Raw genomic sequence first — 20,090 nt, forward strand, 5'->3', positions numbered from 1 at the left:
CTCCCAATAACGAGTATATATTTCTCATTATTGGGAGGTTCATTTTTAATAGTTATATTTACGCCCATCCACGATAGCGTGCTGCTTCAGCGGTACGTTTAATTCCTACAATATAAGCTGCCAATCTCATATCAATTTTTCTATTCTGAGCTAATTCATAAATAGTATCAAAAGCCTCGATTAATTTTTCCCGTAATTTTTCATTGACTTCATCTTCTGACCAGTAATAACCTTGGTTGTTTTGTACCCATTCAAAATAAGATACTGTCACGCCACCTGCACTTGCTAATACATCGGGTACGAGTAAAACGCCACGTTCAGTTAAAATACGTGTAGCTTCTGGAGTGGTTGGTCCATTTGCCGCTTCTACAACAATGTCAGCTTTAATATCGTGTGCATTATCTTCTGTGATTTGATTTGAAATTGCAGCCGGTACTAAAATATCACAATCAAGTTCGAATAATTCTTTATTTGAAATTGTATCTTCAAATAAGTTAGTTACAGTACCAAAGCTATCACGACGATCTAGTAAGTAATCGATATCTAAGCCATTAGGATCATGTAATGCACCATATGCGTCTGAAATACCAACTACTTTAGCACCCATATCATTTAAAAATTTAGCTAAGAAACTTCCAGCGTTCCCAAAGCCTTGAATCACAATACGTGACCCTTTAATTTCTTTTCCTCTACGCTTAGCAGCTTGTTCAATAGCAATCACTACGCCAAGAGCAGTAGAACGATCACGTCCTTGTGAGCCACCTAAGACAATTGGCTTACCAGTAATAAAACCTGGAGAATTAAACTTATCTAAAGCACTATATTCATCCATCATCCAAGCCATAATTTGAGAATTTGTAAACACATCTGGAGCAGGAATATCTTTAGTTGGTCCTACAAATTGAGAAATTGCACGTACATATCCTCGTGATAAACGTTCTACTTCATGAATACTCATTTGACGTGGATCACATACAATACCACCTTTACCTCCACCATAAGGTAAGTTGACAATGCCACATTTTAAAGTCATCCACATCGATAAAGCTTTGACTTCTTCTTCATCTACATCAGGATGGAAACGAACGCCACCTTTAGTAGGACCTACAGCGTCATTATGTTGTGCACGATACCCAGTAAATGTTTTAACTGTACCATCGTCCATACGTACTGGAATACGTACTTGCAAGAATCTTAATGGTTCTTTAATTAAATCATACATACCATCATCAAATCCCAATTTATGCAATGCTTCTTTAATGATGCTTTGTGTAGAAGTCACTAAATTATTATTCTCAGTCATAATCACTTTCGCCTCTTTTTTTTCACAAATGTTTTCGCTTTCATAAGTATTGTAACACGCCTATACTTTTTAAAGAAATTAAATCACGCCATATTACGTCATATCTATTTACTCAAATACACTTCTAATTCGATTTAATGCTTCATCTAATTCTTCTTTAGTAATAACCAAAGGTGGCGCAAAACGAATTACTGTATCATGGGTTTCTTTACACAATAAACCTTTTTCTTTCAACGCTTCACAAAATGGTCTTGCACTGTCGTGTAATTCCATACCAATGAATAACCCGCGTCCACGAACTTCTTTAATTGCAGGGTGGTTAATCTTTTGTAATTCTGATTTAAAATATTCACCTAGTTCATTTGAATGTTCTGGTAAATTTTCATCGATAATGACATCTAAAGCCGCAATTGACACTGCACAAGCAAGCGGATTGCCACCAAAAGTAGAACCATGAGAACCAGGTGTAAATACATCAAGCACCTCGTTATCTGCTAATACAACTGAAATTGGTAAGACGCCTCCACCAAGCGCTTTACCCAAAATATATACATCCGGTTTAACATTATCCCAATCACATGCAAATAATTTTCCAGATCGTCCTAATCCAGCTTGAATTTCATCGGCGATAAACAAAATATTATGTTCATTACATAAATCTCTAATGGTTTTCAAATAACCTTCTGGAGGAATATTAATGCCTGCTTCGCCTTGAATAGGTTCAACTAAAACAGCTGCTGTGTTTTTATTAATTGCTTCTTTTAATTGTGTTTCATTGCCAAAGTCAACTTTACGAAAACCATCTAATAAAGGACCATATCCACGTTGATATTCAGCTTCAGATGATAAAGACACAGGGGCCATTGTACGACCATGGAAGTTCCCATTAAATGCAATAATCTCAGCTTGATTTGGTTCAATACCTTTAACGTCATAGGCCCAACGACGTGCAGCTTTTAAGGCTGTTTCAACTGCTTCAGCACCTGTATTCATTGGTAGTGCTTTATCTTTACCAGCTAATTTACAAATTTTTTCGTACCATTCCCCTAAGTTATCACTATGAAAAGCACGAGAGACAAGTGTCACTTTATCTGCTTGATGTTTTAATGCTTGAATAATTTTTGGATGACGATGACCTTGGTTAACTGCTGAATATGCTGATAACATATCTATATATTTATTACCTTCTGGATCAGTAACCCAAATCCCCTCTGCTTCTGAAACAACAATTGGTAGCGGCACATAGTTATGAGCACCGTAATGGTTTGTTAGTTCAATTATTTTTTCAGATTTAGTCATAATATCTCCCCTTTGCTTATTGTTATATTAAAACTAATCACTATATTTACTGGCTTTCGAAACTCTATTTTAAAATATTAAATTCTCTCTAAATCCTTTTATGAAAGCCCTTACAAACATAATGACATATCCTCTTATCATTTTACAAGTAAATTATTTCTATTAGCTAAAATTTTAATATAAACCTTTTTTTCTTAATAAAAAAAGGTAGTGGACAAAATTCATTATGAATTCTGTCTCACTACCATACTATTTCATATTTTATTAATTATTTATCTTTACGAGGTAACGGATAAAATCCTTTATTAAATTGTTCCCATAAATTTGGTGGTAACGCATGTTTATCTTCACGATTTGGATCAAAGTATGAGATAATTTCCTCTTCTTTACCCTCTTCAATTTTATTGATAAAGTTATAATCTAGAAGAATTCCACGACCTAATGCTACGAGTTCAATGCCTGTCGATTCTACTGCATCTAAAGCATCATCAGCAGTAAATACAGAACCTATACCAATGACTGGCATACGTCCATCTACCCATTGATGGATAAGTTTTAGACGTTCTTCTCCTTCATATTTACCCTCACGTGTTTGTGAATGAATATCCATAATTGAAATATGAACATAATCAATCGCTTTTTTTGTAATTGTTTTAATTAATTTTTCTGTGTGTTCCATTGAAATACCAGGTGATTCTGCTTCTTCTGGTGATAATCTATAACCTACAATAAAATCTTTATTTGCATAAGTTTCTTTAACTTTTAATACTTCATCAATCACTGCAAGTGGGAATTTTAAATGGTCTCCCCATTCATCTTCACGACGATTATAGTATGGAGAGAAGAATTGATGAATTAAGTAATGGTTCGCTCCATGTATTTCTACGCCGTCAAATCCAGCTTCAATGGCGCGACGTGTAGCTTCACCGAAATCTTTAATTGTTTGTTCGATTTCTTCAGTAGTGATTTCTCTTGCATGATGTTCCTGTTGTTGACCAAAACTTTTCATTGAAACGGGGCTTGGTGCCACAACATCTCCATTAGGAGTCAATTCAGGTAAAGCTTGTGCACCACCATGATGAATTTGTACTAATGCTTTTGCGCCATTTTTCTTCATTGCTGTCGCTAAGCGTTTTAAACCTTCGATATCTGAATCGTGTGCGACAGATGGTTGGCCTGGGAAGGCTTTACCAATATCATTTACATTACTTGCAGCATTAATTGCAAGACCTACATCTTTGGCACGTTTCTCAATGTAAGAAATTTCGACATCTGAAATAGTACCATCATCATTTGATGATGTATGTGTTAAAGGTGCAAGTACAAAGCGATTTCTTAATGATACACCGTTGGGTAATGTAACAGTTTCAAATAATTTTTTATATTTATTATTCATAAGTAATTCCTTTCTAAATCTTTTAGTTTTATTATTTTCAAACTATAACATGAACATTTTTATGTCTCTACTTTTATGCTTATATGCATTAACCATCTTTTTAAATTTAGCAATATATTGACATAATAAAAAACGTTACTTAAAAAAGTAACGTTTTAGCGTGTTGACAGTCATTCAATTATTATTACGAATTGCACGTTTAGACTGCTTAATCCAGACCGGTAGGCGTTCTTCAAGCGTTTGAAACCCATACTTTTCTGTCTCTTTAATTTCATCTAATACAGACTGTTTTTCTTTTTTTCGTTCATAATTCTTAAAGTAATCATTATCTTTAAGTGACAAATTAAGCTTTCCTTCATCGTCTATAGAAAGGATTTTAGCTTTTACAATTTGACCTTCTGATAGAAATTTTTTTAGATTATGGACATAATCATCCATAATCTCTGAAATATGGATAAGTCCTTCAGTATGGTCAGGGGTCTCAACAAAAGCGCCATACGGTTGAATTCCAGTCACACGCACTTTAATATGCTGACCTTCTTTATAGTGAGTATTCAACTTGATAACCCCTTATTTCGTTTTTCTTAACATATTAATAATAGCATAAATCCCATACTTGGACTAACGATAAACTAATAAAAAATTAATTTCTTTAGAAATTTATATTTCTTCTTCATAAATTTACATTAAAAAGTTCGTTTTTAATATAAAAAGATGAGCGTAAATGTCTTATTTAAAACAGTTTACGCTCACCTTTTTTTATTTAATGATATTTCTTTGATGAATTAAGCTTTTTTATCTTCTACATCAATAGATTCAATAACCACATCATGTACAGGCTTATCTTGTGCCCCTACTTTAGTATTTGCAATATCTTCTAATGTAGTTTCACCGTCAATTAATTGACCAAACACAGTATGTTTTTGATCTAACCAAGGTGTTCCACCTTTTTCTGCATAAGCTTTAGCAATTGGTTCAGGCCAACCGCCATCAACAAGCTGATTAAGCATTGTATCTGGTACTTCTTTCATTTGAACAACAAAAAATTGTGAACCATTTGTATTTGGACCAGCATTTGCCATTGAAAGTGCACCATATAAATTAAATGCTTCTAATGAAAACTCATCCTCAAATGAACCTCCATAAATACTTTCTCCTCCCATACCAGTAGCAGTAGGGTCTCCACCTTGAATCATAAAATCATTAATGACACGATGGAATGTAATGCCGTCATAATATCCATTTTTTGCATGTGTCACAAAATTTTCAACTGTTTTTGGAGCAATCTCAGGAAACAGCTTAAATGTCATATCTCCTTTATTTGTATGCATAATTACTTTAATTTCATTATCTTGTATTTCTTTATTTAACTGTGGATAGTTAGTCATTTAAATTCTCCATTCATGTTATGATGATATAGATACATATTAACATATTTGAAAGGAAGTAATATAGCATGTTATATCGATTCTCTCACAAAACAGGTACTTATGGTGTAACGATTAAAGAAGATAGCGATCATCAAGTTTTAGTACAAATTGAACAAGTCATTAAACATCCTAAACAAGGAGATTTACATCATCCTGGTGAAACTGAAGGTGTTTTTTTTCATGAAAGACGTGCTTTAAGCCATTATGAAAAACGTTATGCAACACGTTCACAATTGAGAGATTTTAATGTAGAAGAGATGAAATATGAAGATTCTTTACAACAAGCGATTACTAAAATGGAAAACGAATTAAAACAACAACACACAGAATACGCAAAATTGGCATTAGACAATTTAAACAGTCTAAAAAAAGACTATTCTATCCAATATAAACAAAATTTTTTCTAGTCCATTTTACGTCTTTCTTCCTATTTAACAAGATAAGTAAAATTGCTGACTTTACATCTTTTCACAGTTTTTCAGAATAAATTGATTGATGTATAATAAAATTTATAACAATTTTTGAAGGAGGAAAATATAGTGAGTTTGATACATATTGCGGTACTTTTACCGTTAATATTCGCACTCATTATTCCAATCCTTTATCGTTTCTTTAAAAAGATTCATTTAGGATGGTTTGTATTACCTGTTCCTGTTGTCTTATTTATTTATTTTTTATCTTATATTTCAACTACTCAATCAGGTAATACAGTAATAAAAACTTTCAATTGGATGCCACATATCGGCATGAATTTTGATATTTATCTTGATGGCTTAAGCATACTCTTTAGTTTGCTTATAACTGGCATTGGAAGTTTAGTAGTTCTTTATTCAATCGGTTATTTAGATAAATCTGAACGATTAGGGAATTTTTACTGTTATTTATTACTGTTTATGGGTGCAATGTTAGGCGTCGTACTCTCAGATAATATCATTATCTTATATCTATTCTGGGAATTAACTTCATTCTCAAGTTTTTTACTCATTTCTTTTTGGAGAGAAAAGAAAGCTTCTATATATGGAGCACAAAAATCACTGATTATCACTGTATTTGGAGGACTTAGTTTACTTGGTGGATTAATCTTAATTTCACTTGCAGGACAATCATTAAGTCTACATTATTTAATCCATCATGTATCTCAAATACAAGACAGTGCTTTCTTTACACTTGCAATGGTTTTAATTATGTTAGCAGCTTTCACAAAATCTGCACAAGTGCCATTTTACATTTGGTTACCTGATGCAATGGAGGCACCTACTCCTGTCAGTGCATATTTACATTCAGCTACAATGGTTAAAGCAGGGTTATATCTTGTTGCACGTTTAACCCCATTATTCGCGATATCAGAAGGATGGATATGGACTATTACTTTAGTAGGCTTAATCACACTATTTTGGGCTTCATTAAATGCAACGAAACAACAAGATTTGAAAGGGATTCTAGCATTTTCTACAGTTTCACAATTGGGAATGATTATGTCTATGCTAGGTATTGGAGCTATAAGTTATCATTTTGAAGGTAGTGACAGTCAATTATATATCGCTGGTTTTACAGCAGCTGCTTTCCATTTAATTAACCATGCTACCTTTAAAGGTGCATTATTTATGATTACAGGTGCCATTGATCATGTGACAGGCACACGTGATGTAAAAAAATTGGGCGGTTTACTTACTATCATGCCAATTTCTTTTACTCTTACTGTAATTACAGCATTAAGTATGGCAGGTGTGCCACCATTTAATGGTTTCTTATCAAAAGAAAAATTCTTAGAGGCTATGATAGAAGCTACACACACGCCTCTATTTAGTTTAAATACTCTAGGTATTGTTTTTCCAATTTTAGCGATTGTAGGTAGTATATTTACATTTGTATATTCAATTAAATTCGTACTACATGTATTCTTTGGTAAATATCATTCTGATTTATTACCTAAGAAAGCACATGAAGCATCATTATTAATGTTAATTTCACCAGCAATTCTAGCAACGCTAGTTGTTGTTTTCGGACTATTCCCTGGACTATTAACACATTCTATAATCGAACCAGCTACTAAAGCCATAAGTGGAATATCAACCGTACATGCAGAATTCCATATGTTCCATGGTATTACTCCTGCGTTCATCTCTACTTTAACGATTTGGATTGTAGGTATTATCTTATTATTTACGTTCAATTATTGGATTCGTTTATTAAAAGCACAACCAGACAACTTAAAATTAAATTATTGGTATGATACTACTGGCAAATGGTTACCAAATCATTCCGCTTCTCTAACTAATTATTATGTTAATGGGTATGTACGGGATAGTTTAGTCTTTATTTTTGGTACATTAATTGTGTTAACACTCATCACATTAGTGAGGGTACCGTTTAGCTTTAATTTTAAAAATATAAATACAATTCACATCTATGAAATGATTATTATCATAATACTTACTATCTCAGCGTTCTTAGTTGTTACAGCAACATCTCGTTTATTTAGTATTATTATGCTTAGTGTTGTTGGCTATGCAGTATCAGTTTTATTTGTTTTCTTTAAGGCACCTGATTTAGCTTTAACACAATTTGTTGTTGAGTCTATCTCAACGGGTCTATTTCTATTATGTTTCTATCACTTGCCTAACTTAAATCGCTATAATGAAAAAACATCATTTAAATTAACGAATGCTATCATCTCTATTGGTGTTGGTTTGGTAGTGACAATATTAGGTCTTATCGCTTATGGTAATAGACATTTTTCTTCTATTGGAGAATATTACAAGGCACATGTTTATGACTTAGCACATGGTAAAAATATGGTTAACGTTATTCTCGTAGACTTCCGTGGTATGGATACCTTATTTGAATCTTCTGTATTAGGTATTGCAGGTCTTGCAGTTTACACGATGATTAAATTACGAAGTAAACGTAACAAAACAAGTGAGGTGGAAAGCAATGAATAGACAAAATAACAATTTAATGTTTCAGTATTCAGCTGTAATTATTGCTTTCTTAATTGCTCTTTTTGGTATTACTTTATTTTTAGCAGGACATTACACACCAGGTGGAGGATTTGTTGGTGGATTGCTTCTATCAACCGCTTTAACCATTATTATGATTGCATTTGATATAAAAACGATGCGTAAAATCTTTCCTTGGGATTTTAAAATCTTAATTGGTATTGGTTTATTATTCTGTGTAAGTACGCCTATAGCAAGTTGGTTTTACGGAAAAAGTTTCTTTACACATACAGAATTTAATATTCCATTACCACTTCTACACTCTGTTCATATGAATACACCAATGTTCTTCGACTTTGGCGTTATGTGTGCAGTAATTGGTACAGTAATGACTATTATTATAACGATTGGAGAGAACGAATAGTGGAAATTATTATGATTATTGTATGTGGCATACTTACATCAATCAGTGTCTATCTCGTTTTATCTAAAAGTTTAATACGTATTATTATGGGAACAACGCTGATTACACATGCATCAAATTTATTTTTAATTACTATGGGAGGATTGAAACATGGTGAAATGCCAATATATGAAAAAGATATTCATCACTATGTAGATCCAATCCCTCATGCATTAATACTTACTGCAATTGTTATTGCATTTGCAACTACTGCTTTTTTCTTAGTCTTAGCTTTTAGAACGTATAAAGAATTAGGCACAGACAACATAGAACAAATGAAAGGAGTGCCTAGTGATGATAGCAACTAATATGGTTGTTCTTACATTAGTTATACCAATCATTACCGCTATTATTCTTATCTTTTTGGGTCAACGCTATCCATTAAAGCGTGCGGTCACATTGATAGGTTTAGTTTTAACTTTGATTGTAGCGATGATTAATTTAATTAATGTTAGTAAATTTGGTCCTCTTAAAGTAGAATTAGGTTCTTGGCCAGCCCCATATGGTATTATCTTTTTATTAGATACGTTAGGGGCAATGTTGATTGTAACGAGTATTATCATTACTCTGCTCATTACGATCTATTCTTTTTCAACTGCCGGAATCGATAGAGAGCGTTATTATTTTCATTTTTCAATCGTCTTTATGTTAGTGGGTATTATTGGTGCTTTCACTACTGGAGATATTTTTAACCTTTTCGTATTCTTTGAAGTCTTTTTAATGTCATCTTATGCATTGCTTGTATTAGGTGGTACACGTATTCAACTTCAAGAAACGGTCAAATATTTACTTATTAATGTTGTAACATCGACATTTTTCGTTATTGCTGTTGCTATCTTATATTCAATCGTCGGCACTTTAAATATGGCTGACATTAGCGTAAAACTGAATGAATTATCTCATTCACATCAAGGATTATTAAGTATTGTCTTTATTTTGTTCATCTTTGTGTTTGCAACTAAAGCTGGTGTTTTTCCATTATATGTTTGGTTGCCTGGATCATACTATGCGCCACCTTTTGCTATCATTGCATTCTTCGGTGCTTTATTAACTAAAGTTGGCGTCTATGCTATTTTAAGAACACTTAGTCTTTTCTTCCATAACACAATGAGTTTTTCTCACTATACTATTTTATTCTTAGCACTATTAACGATTATATTTGGATCCATTGGTGCCATTGCTTATTATGATATTAAAAAAATTATTTTATATAATATTATGATTGCAGTAGGTGTCATACTCGTTGGTGTTGCTATGATGAGTAAATTAGGAATTATGGGTGCTATATATTATACCATTCACGATATGTTAGTTAAGACTGCACTTTTCTTAATTATTGGTGTCATGTATCAAATTACCAAAACATCAAATCTTAAGTCATTCGGTGGTTTAATTAAGACATATCCTATACTTGGTTGGTCTTTCTTTATTGCAGCTTTAAGCTTGGCTGGTATTCCCCCATTTAGTGGGTTTTATGGAAAATACTTTATTGTAAAAGCCGCTTTTGAAAAAGGATTTTATATCAGTGCAATTATCGTATTACTTTCAAGTTTAATCGTACTCTATTCTGTGATTCGTATTTTCCTACATGGTTTCTTTGGTGAACCTAAGGGATATAAAATGAATAACAATGTAAATGTAAAACAAGCAACAATCGTTTCAGTAATTGCAGTTATCATTACTGTACTATTTGGTTTATCTGCTGATGCACTTTATCCATTTATATCAGAAGCAGCTAAATCTTTCTATGATCCTAATGTTTATATTAAAAGTGTATTAGGAGGTAGATACTAATGGCTCTTCAATTTGTGTTAAATATTATATTAGCTATTATATGGATGTTTTTAAGCGGCAGTTATACATTTAATAACTTTTTACTAGGATTTTTAATAGGAATTGGACTTGTTTACTTATTTAAAAAAGTATTGCCTGGTAGTTTTTATTTAAAAAGAGTTTATAAAGTCATTAAATTGATTGTTGTCTTTTTTATAGAATTAATGAAAGCCAATATTGATGTATCCAAAATTGTGTTACAGCCAAGACTTAAAAATCAACCTGGTTTCTTTATTTATCACACAGATTTAAAACATGATTGGCAAATTGTTTTATTATCTAATTTAATCACTTTAACACCAGGAACTGTCGTTTTAGGTATTAGTGATGATAGAACTAAAATATACATTCACTCAATTGACTTTAGTACAAAAGAAGAAGAAATTGAAAGCATTAAATCATCACTTGAAAAAGTAGTGAGAGAGGTGGGCGAAGCTTAATGGTAAAAACAATTATTATTATTGCTTTAATTGTCGTAGTATTATCGATGCTAGCAATGTTTATTCGTATTATTAAAGGTCCCACTTTACCTGATCGCGTCCTTGCACTAGACGCTATTGGCTTACAATTGATGGCGTGTGTTGCATTATATAGTGTATTTATCGGCTCACAATACTTACTTGTAGTTATTTTACTTATTGGTATTTTAGCTTTCTTAGGTACAGCAGTATTCTCTAAATTTATAGATAAAGGTAAGGTGATTGAACGTGATAGCAAAAATCATCATTAGTTTAGCCATCATTTTCATTATCTTAGGTGCATTGATAAGTGCAATTACTGCTATTGGTATTATTCGTTTAAAAGATGTCTATTCACGCGGTCATGCTGCAGGTAAATCTGCAACATTAGGTGCTATATTTTTATTATTTGGAACGTTTTTATATTTTATGGGAACAGAAGGATACGCCAATATGCAACTGATATTCGGCATTATTTTCATTTTGATTACTGGCCCTCTTTCTAGCCATTTAATGATGAAAGCATCATATAATAATAAAACGCCTTATACTAAAGATACAAAAATTGATGAACTTAAAGATGAATTTAACAATAAGAAAATATAATTTGATAAAAATCGAGGTACTTTCTTAAAGTGCTTCGATTTTTTGTTTTGAAAAAGATAGTTTTATGTTATTATAAATCGTAATAATTACGTTTTAAAGGAGTTTTATTATGCATTGGACTATTATTGGTGGCGGTATACAAGGAACCACTATAGCAATTAAGTTACGTGAAGTAGGCATGTCCATCCAAAATCTTACAATTATCGACCCTCATGATTCTTTATGCGAACAATTTCATAAATGCACAAATAGAATTGCTATGCCTTACTTACGTTCACCTATTGTACATCATATTCATCCTGACCCATTTCATTTAAAAAAATTTGCAAAAATGAATTAGTATATTAATCCAACTTTTGGTCGTTATCAAAGATCTCAAACAGAGATGTTTATGGATCACACACATGCTCAAATACATAACTACCATCTAAATCAAAGTTATATTCAAAGTTATGTTCAACGCATTGAAAAAAATCAAAGAGGATGGAGTATTACAACAAGTCATCATTCTGTCATTCAAACTGATTGTGTTGTTTTAGCACAAGGATGTCATAATGAACCTTTTGTCCCTGCCGCATTTACTCAAGCTAAAGATGTATGTCATATATTTAGTGATCATTTTAATTCTCAATTATTTTCACAATCATCTCATGTCATTGGAAGTGGTATTTCAGCTGCTCATTTAACATTAAAGCTTTTAAAATTAGATAAGAATAAAATCGTTCATTTATGGATGAATAAAAATATAGATATTCAACATTTTGATGCTGATCCTGGTGGGCTAGGTCCAAAAAAAATGAAGGCCTTTTTAAATTATTCTTCACATGAAGAAAAACTTCAAACAGTATTAAAAGAAAGACATAAAGGTTCAATGCCTCACGAGTTATATTTACGCTTAAAGAAATATGTTCAAAATAAAAGACTTATTATACATAAAGAAGAGATTAAGGACTTAAAATCGCATCAAATTATTACTGAAAATTTAAATATCCCATATGATTACATACTTTTAGCAACTGGATTTAAGTCTTCAATTTTGCAGCAACCCATGATACAATCTCTAATTCAAAATGCTAATGCCCCCCTCCTATCTTGTGGATTTCCAAAAATCACACATGAATTAGAATGGTTACCTCATTTATTTGTTGCTGGTGGACTAGCTGATTTAGAACTTGGTCCATTTGCTAGAAATATCATGGGAGGTAAAGAAGCAGCTCAAAGAATTTATAGCGTATTTCAAAGAATAAATCACCATAGAGAAGTATCATAAATATAAAATACTAGCCCGTAGATGAATATTTTCTACAGGCTAGTATTTTATAATTTGTTATTTTAATGGTTTAATCCCTATTGTACCTCTCATGATACTAATTAATTTATCTTGATCACTTTTAATTTCTATATTCCATACTTGTGTCGTATGACCTTTATGAATAATAGAAGCGGTAGCAATCACGCGTCCCTCTTTTACTGAGTGAATATGATTGGCATTCATTTCTAAACCTAATGGGATAAAGTGTTTCGTATCAATTAAATGGGCAGCGCCTAATGAACAAGCTGTTTCACCTAATGCAATACTTGCACCACCATGTAGATAGCCAAAGGGTTGTTTAACCTTATCAGTGACTGGCATGGAAATTACAACTATTCCCTCATCTACTGTTTCGATTTTCATATCAAATGTTTCAAGTAAATTAGACATGTTGTCACCTCTTTTTTTCTATAATACCATTGCAGCTATTGTACCAAAAATCATCAATGGAACATTATAGAAAAGGAAGTTAGGTATACATGTATCTCTAATGTGATCATGTTGACCATCTACATTAAGACCTGCTGTGGGTCCAAGTGTTGAATCACTTGCTGGTGAACCAGAATCTCCAAGTGCAGCAGCTGTTCCTACTAAAGCAATTAATGCCATATTATCTAAACCAAGAGATGAACCTAGTGGTATAAATAAAGCTGCAATAATTGGAATCGTAGCAAAAGATGATCCAATGCCTAACGTAACAATAAGGCCAACAATATACATTGCAATAATAGTAATTAATTTATGTCCATTTGTAATCTCAGTTAAACTAGAAACTAATTTTTCAATATCACCAGTAGCATTCATGACACCGGCAAAACCGTTAGCTGATAAAATAACGACACCAATAAATGACATTATTTTTATTCCTTCTACAAATTGACTATCTAATTCATTCCATTTATAAATACCAGAAATAAAGAATATCAGCACTCCAGCTAATGCTCCAAAAATCATTGAATCCGTAAATGTTTGAACTAAGAAAGTAGCGAAAATAGCAACAATCGTAATAACTAATACATATGGCCGAATTTCTGCTACTTCTTCTCCATTATCTTTCAATCTCTCTTGCTTATATTCACGTGGTTTACGATAAACAAACAATCCAATAACTAAACCGACAATATAACCAAGTGAAGGAATTAACATTGCTTTCCAAATCATATTAAATTCGATAGGATGATGCGCTTTTTGAAATCCGCTTTGTATAATTTGGTGGAAAATCTGTCCAAAGCCATAAGGTAGTAAAACATATGGCCAACATAAACCAAATCCTATAACTAAACCAATTAATCGTCTATCAATTTTCAAATCGTTAAATAGACTAAGTAATGGTGGAATTACAATTGGTATAAATGCAATATGTACTGGAATTAAGTTCTGACTCATAATACTCATTGCTAGTAATACTAAAATAATAATCACTTTTACTTTAATCCTTGATAAGCGACTATTCTCAGTATGAATCGCACGAATAATTTTATTTACTAAATAATCTGTGATGCCACTATACGATATCAGTGCTGCAAAGCCCCCTAATAAAGCGTAACTTAATGCCACTTCCGAACCATCTACAATATTTTTACCGAATACACTAATTACTTTGTTTAAACTCATGCCAGATATTAGACCACCTACAAGTGAACTAATAAATAAACTAATGATAACATTCAGCCTTAAGAGACATAATATAATCATTAATATTACAGCAATAACTACAGCATTAAACATTATACTCACATCCTTTATTACTCTACCGAACTAAAGTGTATAATTATGTGATTAATAATATCAAGTAGTCAGGCGGTTGTCAACGCCTAATATAATAGTATTTTAAAAATGTTTTAAAAAAATAAACGTCTAAGGTATCAATTTACCTCAGACATTTATCTATTTTGTCTCAAAATGAATGTATATTCATTTCTAATATCTATTCTATTTTGATTGTCGTAACCAATTCACTATGGTCATTATCATGCTTCCTGTCGGACCTTTAGGACCTTTATAGTTATCTTTATTAATCGTCGCAGGACCTGCAATATCAAAATGAATATGTGGCGTTTGCCCACTAAAATGCGTAACGAAAGCTGCAGCAAATAAGGCTTTACCTTGTCCATTTGTATGATTCACTAAATCAGCGACATCTGTATTACGAATCAATTGTTGTTCAGTTTGAGTAATAGGCAATTCAAAAGCGAATTCATCAACTTCTCTAGCACTTTCTAAAATGTGTTTCATATCTTCATCTGCATTCGAACTAAATAAAGCCGCCTTATCTTCTCCTAATGCCGCTATAGCAGCACCTGTAAGAGTAGCAAAATCACATATTAAACGTGGTTGAAATTGATTTGCATAAAATACGCCGTCTCCTAAAACTAAACGACCTTCAGCATCGCTATTTAAAACTTCTACTGTTTCACCATTTAAGGCAGTATATACATCATCTGGTTTCATAGCCTGTTGACTAATCATATTTTCTGCAGAGACAATGACACCTACAATATTTACTGGTAAAGATAATTTAGACGCAGCATCAATCATTCCTACAACGTTAGCAGCACCACACATATCAAATTTCATTGTTTGCATCCCCATTTTAGATTTAATGCTATAACCACCAGAATCATATGTAATCCCTTTCCCAACTAATGCAATAGGTGCTTCATTTTTATCTGTTCCATGATACGTTAAAGTAATAACAACAGGAGGGTGAGTGGATCCTTTACCTACAGCATGTAGTAAACCAAAACCTTCTGATAACAATGTGTCATTATTTTTAATATCTACTGAAACAGAAGACGATTTAAAATGATGTGCTACTTTATTTGCAAAGTATTCTGGAGTAAGTATATTGGGAGGCATATTACTAAAGTCACGTGCTATATTCACCGATTCACCAATTAAATATCCTGCTTTTATATTTTTTATATCCTCATCACTATTAGATGATTCTATATATAATTCCAGTTGATATGGTGTGGATTTGTTAGATTTATAGTTGTTAAATTCATAAATCGATTGTCTACTTTGTAATCCAAAAATCTCTGCAATACTTGTTTTGTCAATTTGTTTTGAATTAAATGTCTCAAAAAGAACATTGGCTTCTGTAACACGTTCTTTTTTTAGATATTGAAAAAGTGTACCAAACACTTTTAAAAATGAAGCATAAGATAATGTTTTCAAATTTCCTAGTCCAACCGTAATTAAACGTTTAGGTTCATTATTTATGTATAAAATAGTCGAAGATGTTTTTCCTAATTGACTACTTACAATATGTCGATGTCGGTAATTTTCAATAGTTTGTGTAAGGTCACTATTTTGATACGTGATCTTTCCAATTTGATTAAGATGATCGGGTACTCCTAGAATAATAACGTCGGTCATTTTATTCGAATTATAATTAAAATGTATCATATAACTCTCCTTTAAAATAAAGGAGTGAGATATTGAAATCTAGTTTGCTTCACAGATTTCGGTCTCACTCCTTAATGATTAAATATTTAATTTATTAACTTAGAATTTACCTTTTTTAAATGCTAAGCCAACGCCACCCATTTTGAATACAGCACGTGTATCAATCACTTTTTTCATGAACGCAGCTTTTTTACCAGTAATGTCTCTACCAAACACATGACCTACACCATCATGTGAACCTAAAGAACAAACTGTACCACGATCAATATATTCGAAGTCAGTTGTAGCTTGGCCATTTAAGATATTTTCAATATTTTTAGCAACATGCGCACCTTGTTGCATAGCAATTTGAGCTGTAGTTGGTAATGGACGTTCCTCACCTGCTGGGATAAACGCAGAAACATCACCAATAACGAAGATATCATCATGACCATCGATTGTTAAATCTTGTTTAGTTACGATACGACCACGTTTTACACCTTCGAATGATTCTTCCATAAGTTGACTACCGCGAACTCCAGCAGCCCACACTGCAGTATTGGCTTCAAGTTGTTGTTCTTGATCATTTGTTTTAACTTTGAAACCTTTTTCATTACAAGCAACGATTGGCGTACCAATTTTAAATTCAACGCCACGTTCTTCTAAATAATTAACTACATAATTTACAAGATTTTCTGAGAACATTGGTAAAATTTTAGGCATAGCTTCAACACATGTAATTTTAACTTTATTTTGATCTACACCATATTTATTACATAATTCAGGAATTCTGTCTGTTAATTCACCTAAGAATTCAATACCTGTAAATCCAGCGCCACCTACTAAAATTGCTAAATCATTTTCATCTTTCTCTTTTGATGCAGCGTAGTTCGCAAATTTATCTTCAATATGACGAGATAATTCGCGAGCAGTATGAATATTTTCAATTTGGAACGCATGTTCTTTCATTCCGTTAATACCGAATGTTTCACTTTCAAATCCTAAAGCAACAACTAAAATATCATATTCAAAAATACCATGAGTAGTTTCTACTTTTTTAGCGTTTCTATCAATTTTAGTTACTTCTGCATTGATGAAGTTGACTTTATTTTTGTCAATTACACTTTCAATTGGATAAATTAAATCTTCATAATTTAAAGTACCAGCTGACGCTTCGTGTAACCAAGTTGCTTCATAATGATATTTGTTTTTGTTAACTAAAGTGATTTCTGCTTCATTTGCAGATACTTCTTTTTGTAATTTAGTAACTGCTTGTAAACCTGCATATCCTGCACCTAATACAAGTACTTTTTTACGATTCTGTGCCATTTCATTCACCTAAGCTTTCGTATTTTTTCTTAAATGTAGATAAAGGCTACAAGTTTCAGAACATGTTGAAACGTAGTATTTTTATAATACAATAGTATTGTAAAAATACTAATTGTTTCGAAAAACTTTGAACTTAACCTATTTGTTCATCCCCATTTATAGTCTTAGTCAACACTTTTATATCCATTTTTGTGAACATTTATTCACAAAAAAGACAAAATTTAATCCACTTCCAATTTTATAGTTTTTATATCATATTTTCAAGCAACAACAGAACGATTATTTAAATTTATTATTACTATATTGTATTAACTTAAAAATATGAAACTTAACAATTTTCAGGATGTCCAGCTACTTTTGCTGTTCTAAAAGAACTGCCACATCCGCATGATGCAATTGCATTTGGATTGTCGATTTGGAATCCACCACCCATTAGTGATTGTTTAAAATCAATTTTAGTGCCATTCAGTACGGGAGCATCATCTTTATCTACTAAAACTTTTAATCCATAATATTCTAATACTTCATCATTTGATCCTGGAGCTTCTTCTGCAGACATACCATAGGTTAAACCTGTACATCCGCCACCATTCACTTTAATTTTTAAATAACCGTTTTCCATATGATTACTTTTCAACATGTCTTTTACTTCATAAGCTGCTGCTTCAGTAAGTGTTACTGTTGGCATTTCTAATCACTCCTATAATAAGTTTGTAAAATCATTTTCTTCTATGTGTTTATAAATATTGTTTAACAAATCTTCAGGTGTATCCCCTTCTATGACTTCTCCATCTACCAATGCATATAACCCAGAAGAACATAAACCACAATTATTGAGACATCCATATTCTAACACATCTACCTCAGGATCACTTTCGAGTTTATCGTAAACGTAGTCTCCGCCTTTGGCCATATTCGATATACAGAATTCGACTAATGGAAACATACTTCACCTTCTTTTTAATTTAATTATATTATTATAACAAATCTCTTTATATGTTGCATTGCTATGGTTTTTAACTAATTGTATTTTGCAATAACATTTTACATTCGTTTGTCGTTATTATTAAAAACATATATAATAAAATTATATTAATCTTTCATTTATTTGTTAGGGGACAATAAATGAAAAATAAGCGTTAAAATAGGCTGAATCACTTATTATTGAACCTATACTTTATTTATACAGTCTGACATTATAAAGGTCTGACATTAATACTACATAGACAATTGATATTTTAATGTAAAGGGGTAACATAATATGAAACATTTAGTTCTGCTTGGTGGAGGGTATGGTAATATGCGTATTATGTCGCGCATTCTTCCAGATGTTCTTCCTCAAGAATACACATTAACTCTTATAGATCGAATGCCGTTTCATGGTTTAAAACCTGAATTCTATGCGCTCGCTGCAGGCACAAAATCTGATAGTGATGTGCGAATGAATTTTCCTAATTCACATCGCGTAAATACAATTTATGGAGAAATAAGTGATATCGACTTAGATAACCAAATTGTTTCGGTAGGACAAACTAAAGTAGATTATAGTGAGTTGATTATCGGACTAGGTTGTGAAGATAAATATCATAATGTTCCAGGAGCTAAAGAATACACGCATAGTATTCAAACGCTTTCTAAAGCCCGTGAAACGTTTCATAGTATTAGCGAGTTACCTAAAGGAGCGCGTGTTGGAATTGTAGGAGCTGGCTTGAGTGGCATTGAATTAGCAAGTGAACTACGTGAAAGTCGCACAGATTTAGAAATTATTTTATATGATCGTGGACCTCGTATATTAAGAAATTTTCCAGAAAAATTAAGTAATTATATTGCGAAGTGGTTCCGCGAAAATAATGTAAACGTGGTTCCTAATTCATTGATTGATAAAGTTGAGCAAGGAACAATTTATAATAATGGTACACCAGAGCCTGTTGATATTGTAGTATGGACAGCAGGTATTCAACCAGTTGAAATTGTAAGGAAACTGCCTATTGATACTAATAAAAGTGGTCGCGTTATCGTTAATCAATATCATCAAGTACCGACTTATAAAAATGTTTATGTAGTTGGAGATTGCGCAGCTTTACCACATGCGCCAAGTGCTCAATTAGCAGAAGTACAGGGGGATCAAATTGCCGATGTACTAAAAAAACAATGGAATCATGAACCACTTCCTGAAAAAATGCCTGAATTAAAAGTTCAAGGTTTCTTAGGTTCTCTAGGAGAGAAAAAAGGGTTTGCCTATATTATGGATCGTACAGTTACAGGACGTTTAGCGCATATATTAAAATCAGGTGTTTTATGGCTATATAAATATCATAATGGATAAACACAA

General features: G+C 32.2%; 20 protein-coding genes and 1 pseudogene. 10 read left to right on the plus strand and 11 right to left on the minus strand.

All coding sequences use genetic code 11. The annotated features are described in order from the left end of the window. Positions 1-58 precede the first annotated feature (58 nt). The 5 genes from NSU06_RS08760 to NSU06_RS08780 all read right to left on the minus strand — a co-directional run bounded on the left by NSU06_RS08760 (position 59) and on the right by NSU06_RS08780 (position 5,386). Positions 59-1,303: a Glu/Leu/Phe/Val family dehydrogenase gene (locus NSU06_RS08760; protein WP_017175846.1), complete on the minus strand. Its 1,245-nt coding sequence runs from the start codon at positions 1,301-1,303 to the stop codon at positions 59-61. Between the two features lie 108 nt (positions 1,304-1,411). Further along, positions 1,412-2,602: an ornithine--oxo-acid transaminase gene (locus tag NSU06_RS08765; RefSeq protein ID WP_070859506.1), complete on the minus strand. Its 1,191-nt coding sequence runs from the start codon at positions 2,600-2,602 to the stop codon at positions 1,412-1,414. A 268-nt stretch (positions 2,603-2,870) separates the two neighbouring features. Further along, entirely contained in the window at positions 2,871-3,998 is a 1,128-nt protein-coding gene (locus tag NSU06_RS08770) for an NADH-dependent flavin oxidoreductase (RefSeq protein ID WP_070549404.1), read from the minus strand. A gap of 174 nt (positions 3,999-4,172) precedes the next feature. Next, positions 4,173-4,556 carry a S1 domain-containing post-transcriptional regulator Ygs gene (gene ygs, locus NSU06_RS08775; protein WP_002455545.1) on the minus strand — a complete coding sequence of 128 codons (384 nt, stop codon included), beginning with the start codon at positions 4,554-4,556 and terminating at the stop codon, positions 4,173-4,175. Between the two features lie 227 nt (positions 4,557-4,783). Then, positions 4,784-5,386 (minus strand): peptidylprolyl isomerase, encoded by a 603-nt coding sequence (locus NSU06_RS08780; RefSeq protein ID WP_017175849.1) that lies wholly within the window; start codon positions 5,384-5,386, stop codon positions 4,784-4,786. A 68-nt stretch (positions 5,387-5,454) separates the two neighbouring features. Between NSU06_RS08780 and kapB the strand changes: the two genes are divergently transcribed. The 9 genes and pseudogenes from kapB (at position 5,455) to NSU06_RS08825 (ending at position 12,997) form a co-directional block, all read left to right on the plus strand. Then, entirely contained in the window at positions 5,455-5,835 is a 381-nt protein-coding gene (kapB, locus tag NSU06_RS08785) for a sporulation phosphorelay system protein KapB (RefSeq protein ID WP_002448064.1), read from the plus strand. 132 nt (positions 5,836-5,967) lie between these two features. After that, entirely contained in the window at positions 5,968-8,370 is a 2,403-nt protein-coding gene (locus NSU06_RS08790; protein WP_049419834.1) for a Na+/H+ antiporter subunit A, read from the plus strand. Next, positions 8,363-8,791, plus strand: a complete 429-nt coding sequence (locus NSU06_RS08795; protein WP_017175851.1) for a Na(+)/H(+) antiporter subunit B — start codon at positions 8,363-8,365, stop codon at positions 8,789-8,791. The genes NSU06_RS08790 and NSU06_RS08795 overlap by 8 nt, the downstream gene beginning before the upstream one ends. Then, a complete protein-coding gene (gene mnhC1, locus NSU06_RS08800) occupies positions 8,791-9,138 on the plus strand; it encodes a Na+/H+ antiporter Mnh1 subunit C (protein WP_002448250.1) in 348 nt (115 codons plus the stop codon). Before NSU06_RS08795 ends, mnhC1 begins: the two co-directional genes overlap by 1 nt. Continuing rightward, positions 9,125-10,624: a Na+/H+ antiporter subunit D gene (locus NSU06_RS08805; RefSeq protein WP_049382057.1), complete on the plus strand. Its 1,500-nt coding sequence runs from the start codon at positions 9,125-9,127 to the stop codon at positions 10,622-10,624. The genes mnhC1 and NSU06_RS08805 overlap by 14 nt, the downstream gene beginning before the upstream one ends. Next, on the plus strand, positions 10,624-11,103 hold the full coding sequence (locus NSU06_RS08810) for a Na+/H+ antiporter subunit E (RefSeq protein ID WP_017175853.1): 480 nt from the start codon (positions 10,624-10,626) through the stop codon (positions 11,101-11,103). The genes NSU06_RS08805 and NSU06_RS08810 overlap by 1 nt, the downstream gene beginning before the upstream one ends. Beyond that, the gene (locus tag NSU06_RS08815; protein ID WP_017175854.1) at positions 11,103-11,393 is read left to right on the plus strand and encodes a Na(+)/H(+) antiporter subunit F1; all 291 of its coding nucleotides are present in this window, start codon (positions 11,103-11,105) and stop codon (positions 11,391-11,393) included. The genes NSU06_RS08810 and NSU06_RS08815 overlap by 1 nt, the downstream gene beginning before the upstream one ends. Beyond that, complete coding sequence (locus tag NSU06_RS08820) at positions 11,371-11,727, plus strand: Na+/H+ antiporter subunit G1 (protein ID WP_017175855.1); 357 nt, start codon at positions 11,371-11,373, stop codon at positions 11,725-11,727. The genes NSU06_RS08815 and NSU06_RS08820 overlap by 23 nt, the downstream gene beginning before the upstream one ends. Positions 11,728-11,836: 109 nt before the next feature. Next, a pseudogene (locus tag NSU06_RS08825) lies at positions 11,837-12,997 on the plus strand (NAD(P)-binding domain-containing protein). Positions 12,998-13,054: 57 nt separating this feature from the next. On the opposite strand, the gene NSU06_RS08830 reads toward NSU06_RS08825, so the two are convergent. From NSU06_RS08830 to NSU06_RS08855, 6 genes are all read right to left on the minus strand, one after another. Then, the gene (locus NSU06_RS08830) at positions 13,055-13,429 is read right to left on the minus strand and encodes a PaaI family thioesterase (protein ID WP_017175858.1); all 375 of its coding nucleotides are present in this window, start codon (positions 13,427-13,429) and stop codon (positions 13,055-13,057) included. 18 nt (positions 13,430-13,447) lie between these two features. Continuing rightward, the gene (locus tag NSU06_RS08835; RefSeq protein ID WP_002455553.1) at positions 13,448-14,767 is read right to left on the minus strand and encodes a Na+/H+ antiporter family protein; all 1,320 of its coding nucleotides are present in this window, start codon (positions 14,765-14,767) and stop codon (positions 13,448-13,450) included. A 204-nt stretch (positions 14,768-14,971) separates the two neighbouring features. Beyond that, entirely contained in the window at positions 14,972-16,450 is a 1,479-nt protein-coding gene (locus NSU06_RS08840) for a M17 family metallopeptidase (protein WP_079335426.1), read from the minus strand. A 99-nt stretch (positions 16,451-16,549) separates the two neighbouring features. Then, on the minus strand, positions 16,550-17,758 hold the full coding sequence (locus NSU06_RS08845) for an NAD(P)/FAD-dependent oxidoreductase (RefSeq protein ID WP_017175861.1): 1,209 nt from the start codon (positions 17,756-17,758) through the stop codon (positions 16,550-16,552). A 328-nt stretch (positions 17,759-18,086) separates the two neighbouring features. Then, the gene (locus tag NSU06_RS08850) at positions 18,087-18,446 is read right to left on the minus strand and encodes a HesB/IscA family protein (RefSeq protein ID WP_002448110.1); all 360 of its coding nucleotides are present in this window, start codon (positions 18,444-18,446) and stop codon (positions 18,087-18,089) included. Between the two features lie 12 nt (positions 18,447-18,458). Next, positions 18,459-18,704, minus strand: coding sequence for a YuzB family protein (locus NSU06_RS08855; protein WP_017175862.1), 246 nt, complete (start codon positions 18,702-18,704; stop codon positions 18,459-18,461). A gap of 315 nt (positions 18,705-19,019) precedes the next feature. Here NSU06_RS08855 and NSU06_RS08860 point away from each other — a divergent pair, with 315 nt between their 5' ends. Next, positions 19,020-20,084: an NAD(P)/FAD-dependent oxidoreductase gene (locus tag NSU06_RS08860; protein WP_017175863.1), complete on the plus strand. Its 1,065-nt coding sequence runs from the start codon at positions 19,020-19,022 to the stop codon at positions 20,082-20,084. Positions 20,085-20,090: the final 6 nt, after the last annotated feature.

The organism is Staphylococcus sp. FSL W8-1270 (assembly GCF_038007165.1).
GTDB classification, from domain to species: Bacteria; Bacillota; Bacilli; order Staphylococcales; family Staphylococcaceae; genus Staphylococcus; species Staphylococcus hominis.